The sequence below is a fragment of the Mesorhizobium sp. M7A.F.Ca.US.005.03.2.1 genome, assembly GCF_003997795.1.
Taxonomy (GTDB): Bacteria; Pseudomonadota; Alphaproteobacteria; order Rhizobiales; family Rhizobiaceae; genus Mesorhizobium; species Mesorhizobium ciceri.
In genome coordinates, this window is the sequence record NZ_RZRP01001303.1 from 1 (window position 1) to 1,108 (window position 1,108).

The 1,108-nt window shown below is 63.3% G+C and carries 1 protein-coding gene and 1 pseudogene; one reads left to right on the forward strand and one right to left on the reverse strand.

Annotated features, from left to right (window positions below):
• Positions 1 to 712 (reverse strand): alpha/beta hydrolase (locus EN991_RS37255; protein WP_164769708.1); only part of this gene is annotated, 712 nt, incomplete at its 3' end.
• Positions 713 to 895: 183 nt separating this feature from the next.
• Between EN991_RS37255 and EN991_RS37260 the strand changes: the two are divergent.
• A pseudogene (locus EN991_RS37260) lies at positions 896 to 1,108 on the forward strand (ribonuclease); the annotation flags it as partial.

Sequence of the window (1,108 nt, forward strand, 5' to 3'; positions counted from 1 at the left end):
GGATACCGGCAAAGCCGGCATCCTTGCCGCCGTTCAGCGCCATACCGACGACGTCGCGCCACATCGACACCGAAGCGTCCCAGCCGCACAAGGGATCGGCAATGTATTTCGCCACTTCCGCTTCGTCGCGCGACAGCCAGTCGAACACTGTGCGGTGATTGGGCACCGCCTTGCCCCAGGCCTGGAAGGTGAGTTTCGGCAGCAGGCGCGATGGCACGTCGGAGCCGAGCCGCATCCGTTCCCAGGCAAGGATGCCGAGCGCAAGCTGCCCAAGCGGGCCTTGGGAGAAATTGCCGTTCCAGATTGCTGCCGCGTGAACGCGTGGCGAGTGGCGCAACAGGTAGTTCAGCGCCACCGACGCACCCATCGAATGGCCAAACAGGATGACCGGTCTGTTTGGCCGTTCGCGGGCGATGAGATCATGGATGACGTCGACGTCGGCGATCACCTTGGCGGCACCGTCCCTGTCGGCGAACCTGCCGAGCGGAGCGTCGGACGCCTTGGTCGCGCCGTGGCCGCGATGATCGTGGACATAGACGTCGAAACCGCGCGAGCCAAGAAAATCGGCAAAGCGGGCATAGCGCGCTGCGTGCTCGGCTAGCCCGTGATTGATCTGGACGACGGCGCGTGCCCGGCCATCGGCCTGCCTGACGAAAAGATTGAGCTCGGCACCGGTCGGCGAGGCAACCACGCGCTGCTGGCTGAATGACATGCCGCCTGGTCCCGCCCTTGCTTTTGTCGTCGTTGGCTTTGTTTGCGCCGGCCCACATTATGCGTCAATCCGGCAAACCCGCTTTTCGCGACGATGTTTCTTGCGTTCGGTCAGCAAAATATCGCAATTCTGACATGGAGACAGCTTCAGTCTGTCGCCCACTTCTTCAGCCGGGGATTCTCCATGCGCATCGGTGTCGTTTTCGGATTGGCCATGTTGGCGGCGTCGCTGGCCGGGGCCGCGCATGCCGACGTGAAGATGAGCGGCAGCTTCGTCGCCGACGCCGCCTGTCCGGCGACGCAAGCGATCAAGAACGGCAAGAACCCCGGCAATGTCTCGACCGATGCCGGGCAGAGCTATCAGCTGCTTGCCGGCAACAAGGATACGCCGACGCAT